At 71.0% G+C, this 4746-nt stretch carries 5 protein-coding genes; 3 read left to right on the top strand and 2 right to left on the bottom strand.

The genetic code is table 11. From position 1 onward, the window contains the following. Window positions 1-2: 2 nt before the first annotated feature. The 3 genes from HG543_RS51545 to HG543_RS51555 all read left to right on the top strand — a co-directional run bounded on the left by HG543_RS51545 (window position 3) and on the right by HG543_RS51555 (window position 2896). Window positions 3-728 carry an SDR family oxidoreductase gene (locus HG543_RS51545; protein ID WP_246357909.1) on the top strand — a complete coding sequence of 242 codons (726 nt, stop codon included), beginning with the start codon at window positions 3-5 and terminating at the stop codon, window positions 726-728. Between the two features lie 166 nt (window positions 729-894). After that, window positions 895-2319: an RtcB family protein gene (locus HG543_RS51550; RefSeq protein WP_169352345.1), complete on the top strand. Its 1425-nt coding sequence runs from the start codon at window positions 895-897 to the stop codon at window positions 2317-2319. Between the two features lie 121 nt (window positions 2320-2440). Continuing rightward, window positions 2441-2896 carry a hypothetical protein gene (locus HG543_RS51555; protein WP_246357910.1) on the top strand — a complete coding sequence of 152 codons (456 nt, stop codon included), beginning with the start codon at window positions 2441-2443 and terminating at the stop codon, window positions 2894-2896. 44 nt (window positions 2897-2940) lie between these two features. On the opposite strand, the gene HG543_RS51560 is transcribed toward HG543_RS51555, so the two are convergent. Further along, complete coding sequence (locus HG543_RS51560; protein WP_169352347.1) at window positions 2941-3459, bottom strand: GNAT family N-acetyltransferase; 519 nt, start codon at window positions 3457-3459, stop codon at window positions 2941-2943. 7 nt (window positions 3460-3466) lie between these two features. Continuing rightward, the gene (gene glgC, locus HG543_RS51565) at window positions 3467-4696 is read right to left on the bottom strand and encodes a glucose-1-phosphate adenylyltransferase (protein WP_169352348.1); all 1230 of its coding nucleotides are present in this window, start codon (window positions 4694-4696) and stop codon (window positions 3467-3469) included. Between the last annotated feature and the right edge of the window lie 50 nt (window positions 4697-4746).

The following is a 4746-nucleotide window of genomic DNA, read 5'->3' on the forward strand; positions in this document are numbered from 1 at the left end:
GGCTGGGGGCGGCGGTGGCCCGCAGACTCATCCGCGAGGGCGCGAAGGTGGCCCTCTGTGCCCGGGGCGTGGAGCGCCTGGAGGCCACCGCGGCGGCCCTGCGCGCCGAGGGCGGGGACGTGCTCACCGTCCAGGCCGACGTCTCCAAGGAATGGCAGGTGGAGCACTTCGTGGACGCCGCGCACGCGCGCTTCGGGCGGGTGGACGCGCTGGTGAACAACGCCGGCACCGCCGCCGCGCGGGCCTTCACCTCCGTGAGCGACGCGGAGTGGGAGGCGGACCTGCAGCTCAAGCTGTTCGCCGCCATCCGCGCCTCGCGGCAGGCGTTTCCCCTCCTGAAGGAGGCCGGGGGCGGCGCCATCGTCAACGTGCTGGCCATTGGCGCGAAGACGCCGGGGGCCAACTCGTCGCCGTCGTCGGTGTCGCGCGCTGCGGGCATGGCGCTGACGAAGTCGCTGTCGAAGGAGTGGGGGCCGCACGGCATCCGCGTCAACGCGGTGCTGGTGGGCATCGTCGAGAGCGGCCAGTGGGTGCGCCGCGCCCACGAGGTGGGCAAGCCCGTGGAGTCCTTCCAGCAGGAGATGGCGCGCCACGCGGGCATCCCCCTGGGCCGGGTGGGCAAGGCCGAGGAGTTCGCGGACCTCGTCGCCTTCCTCCTGTCCCCCCGGGCCGGCTACATCAGCGGCACCGCCATCAACGTGGACGGCGGCCTGTCCTCCGCCGTGTAGCCCCCCGCTGTCAGGAAACACGCCCGCTCCCGTCCGTGCACGGTGACGACGGCCTCGCGGCCGTCTGGTGACCGCGGCTGCTGACCCGAAGGTCCCACCATCTCCTCCGTCACGTCCCCCTGGGGCCCGTCGTCCACGGGCACCAGGGCCATTCCCGAGCTGGGTCATGCAGCCGAACCTGAATCGGCTCCTGCGGGCGCTTGCCCGCGAGGGGCTCGAGGTGACCTATGACGGTCGCCTCTACACCGTGCGCCTGTCGGGCGACGCCAATGCGCCGCCCGCCGAGGTGCTCCTCCCGCCGGACCTGCCCGTGGAGGGCAAGGCCTTCCGGCAACTCGCCAACCTCGCCTCCCTGAAGCACCCGGGCGGCGGCCAGGTGCTGCGCGTGCGCGCCACCCCCGACTTCCACCCCGGTGACTCCGGTGTGGCCATCGGCTCGGTGCTGCACACGCGGGGCCTGGTCGTTCCCGGCGCCATCGGCACCGACATCAACTGCGGCATGCGCCTGCACGTCGCGGACCTCACCGTGGACGCCTTCCTCGCGAAGCGAGACGCCTTCGTCGAGCGGATGAAGGGCCACTACTTCTTCGGCACGCGGGACGTCGCCATGTCCTCGCGCGCCTCGGAAGCGCTGCTGCGCGACGGCATCCCCGGGTGGTTCCTGGAGACGCTGGAGAAGCCGCTGGGCTGCGCGGGACGCTCGGACCTCGCGCAGCTCGACGCGGAAGTCGCGCGCATCCACCTGGGCGGCGCGCTGAAGGGCGCTCCGTCGTGGGCGCCCGACAGCCTCACCCGCGAGGGCGTGGTGCGCGACGCGGGGCTGGCCACCATCGGCGGCGGCAACCACTTCGTGGAGGTGCAGCGGGTGGAGGCCGTGGAGGACCGGGCGCGGGCCTGGGCGTGGGGCGTGCGCGAGGGACAGCTCGCGTTCATGATTCACTCCGGCAGCCGCGACGTGGGCAAGCACGTGGGCGTGGCCTGGCAGGAGCGGGCGCGCCGGGCGTGGCCGCAGGGGCAGGCGCTGCCGGACAGCGGCATCCTCCCTCTGGCGGACGAGCGGCTCGTGGCCGAGTACCTGGAGGCGGAGGCCACCGCGGCCAACTACGCCTTCCTCAACCGGCTGCTGCTGGCGGAATTGCTGCGCCAGACGCTGCGCGAGCTGTTCGGCGAGGTGGAGGCACCGCTCGTCTACGACGTGCCGCACAACCTCACGCTGCCGTACGAGGGCGGGTGGCTGGCGCGCAAGGGCGCATGCCCGGCGGCGGCGGAGCAGCCAGTCATCATCCCCGGCTCCATGGGAGCCACGTCCTTCCTCATGGTGGGGTGTGGCGACGCGCGCTCGCTGGAGTCCGCGTCCCACGGCGCGGGCCGGGCGCGCTCGCGCTTCGACATGGGGCGCGGCGGGGCGGACCACAGCGAGGCCGCGCTGGGCCTCACCGGCGTGGACTGCATCAGCCTGAGGGCCGAACGGCGGGTGGAGGAGGCGCCCGCGGCGTACAAGCCCATCCGCCCGGTGGTGGACTCGCAGGTGGAGGCCGGCATCGTCCGCGAGGTGGCGCGGCTGGCGCCGCTGCTCACCTTCAAGGCCTGAGAACGGGTACGGAGTCCGGCGGGCGCTTCATGGAACTTGGCGCGCCCGCCGTTCTCCGGGTTGAATGGCGCCGCCCGGGCCGTTGCCCGCGCCATTCATGCAGCACACGGGAGAGGGGAACATGCAAGACAACTTCGGGACGCCGGTTTCGCCTGGGGGCTCGAGCGCGGGAGCGCGCGAGGCCGTGTCCCTGCCCGCCATCCTGCTGATGGTCACCTCCGCGCTGACGTTCCTCTACGGCGTGGTGAGCCTCGTCCGGCCCATCGGCGAGGACGACAGGGCGATGATTCAGCAGATGATGGAGGACCCCAACATGGCGCCCATGCGGGGCGTCATGGAGTTCGTGCTGTCCTCCAGCGGGCGCTTCCTCCTCAGCCTGCCGTCGCTCATCATCAACGGGCTCATCTTCTTCGGCGCGCTGAAGATGCGCGGCCTCCAGAGCTACGGCCTGGCGACCACCGCCAGCATCCTCGCGCTCATTCCCTGCTGCGGCCCGTGCACCTGCCTCGGCATCCCCCTGGGCATCTGGGCCCTGGTGATGCTGCGCAAGCCCGAGGTCCGCGCGTCCTTCACCTAGCGCCTCTCAGGCCCCGGGCCGCTTCCACCGGGGGCCCGGGCCTCTCACGGCGTCGCCGGCTCCAGCCTCGACGCCGTGGCCGGTCGCCGCTTCTGCATCCGCACGCAGGCCAGCTGCACCTCGGCCGTCAATGGCCGCCGCGCCGCGTGCAGCCACACGTAGCCGTGGTGCCGGTAGAAGGGCTCCGCGTTGAGGCTGGCGTCCAGGCCCAATAACGGCACCCCGGCCTGCCACGCCACGGACTCCAGCGCGGCCAGCAGGGTGGAGCCCACGCCGTGCCCCACCTCCTCCGGCACGACGTAGAGCGCCTCCAGCTCGCCCGCGCGCGCGTCCACCTGGCCGAAGCCCACCATGCGCCGGCCGCGCTCGGCCACCAGCACGGTGCGCGGCTTGTCCGGCCGCAGGTAGCCCTCTGGCCGGAGCAGCCGCACCCAGGTGCTCACCTCGTGCGGCGCGTAGACGCCCACGCAGAGCGCCTCCACCGCACGGGTGTGGATTCGCCAGAGGGTGCGCCGGTCCGACTCCCGCGCCGGCCTGAGGTGGAGTCCCCCCGCCGCACCCATGGCCGCCTCACGTCACCTTCATGCCCTTGGGGATGACCACCACCCCGGCCGGCGTGACGTGGAAGCGCCGCTTGTCCTCCACCGGGTCGTAGCCAATCGTCATCCCCGGCGGAATCTCCACGTTCTTGTCGATGATGGCCCGGCGGATGCGGCAGCGCCGGCCGATGGTGACGTTCTCGAAGAGGATGCAGTCCTCCACCTCCGAGTACGAATTCACCCGCACCTTCGGGGACAGCACCGAGCGGTGCACATGTCCGCCGGAGATGATGCAGCCCTCCGCCACCAGCGAGTCCGTGGCGTGGCCCACGCGCTCGTGCTCCTTGTCCGCGAAGACGAACTTGGCCGGCGGGTAGTTGTTGGGCTGCGTGTGGATGGGCCAGCGGTCGTTGTACAGGTTGAACACCGGGTCGACCTGCACGAGCTCCATGTTGGACTCGTAGAACACGTCGATGTTCCCCACGTCCCGCCAGTAGCCGCGCTCCTTCGCCTCCTGCCCCGGAATCTCGTTCTGGGCGAAGTCGTACACGTACACCGGCGCGCTCTTGTACAGCTCGCTGATGATGGACTTGCCGAAGTCGTGCGCGCTCGCCTCGTTCGCCGCGTCCCGCACCACCTCCTGCACCAGCACGTCCGTGTCGAAGAGGTAGTTGCCCATGGACGCCAGGCACATCTTCGGGTTGCCCGGCATGGGCGGCGGATTCTTCGGCTTCTCCAGGAACTGGAGCATCCGCCCGTCCGGCCCCACGTCGATGATGCCGAACTCGCGGCCCTGCTCAATCGGCACCGGAATCGCCGCCACCGTGCACGCGGCCTTCTTCGCGCAGTGGAAGTCCAGCATCTGCCGCGTGTCCATCCGGTACACGTGGTCCGCGCCGAAGACGAAGATGTGGTCCGGCTCCTCGTCGGTGATGATGTTGAGGTTCTGGTAGATGGCGTCCGCGCTGCCCTTGTACCAGTCCAGGCCCGTCCGCATCTGCGCGGGCACCGGCTCCACGTAGTGCCCCAGGAAGGCCGTCATCCTCCAGGCCCGGGACAGGTGGTTGTTCAGCGAGTCGCTCTTGTACTGCGTCAGCACCTTCATCCGGTACACGCCGGAGTTCGCGAAGTTGGAGAGGACGAAGTCGATGATGCGGTAGCGACCGCCGAACGGCACCGCGGGCTTGGCGCGCTCGCGGGTCAGGGGCTCCAGGCGGGTTCCCGCACCTCCTGCCAGAATCATTGCCAGCACTTTGGACATAGTTGGCGCGGACGTTACCCAGCCGCTCCCGCCCCACAAGGGCACACGCG

The sequence above is a fragment of the Pyxidicoccus fallax genome (genome assembly GCF_012933655.1).
GTDB lineage: Bacteria > Myxococcota > Myxococcia > Myxococcales > Myxococcaceae > Myxococcus > Myxococcus fallax.

Coding starts and splice junctions, on each gene's coding strand:
- HG543_RS51560 (WP_169352347.1), bottom strand. CDS start 3,459: ATGGGTGCGGCGGGGGGACTCCACCTCAGGCCGGCGCGGGAGTCGGAC.
- glgC (WP_169352348.1), bottom strand. CDS start 4,696: ATGTCCAAAGTGCTGGCAATGATTCTGGCAGGAGGTGCGGGAACCCGC.
- HG543_RS51550 (WP_169352345.1), top strand. CDS start 895: ATGCAGCCGAACCTGAATCGGCTCCTGCGGGCGCTTGCCCGCGAGGGG.
- HG543_RS51555 (WP_246357910.1), top strand. CDS start 2,441: ATGCAAGACAACTTCGGGACGCCGGTTTCGCCTGGGGGCTCGAGCGCG.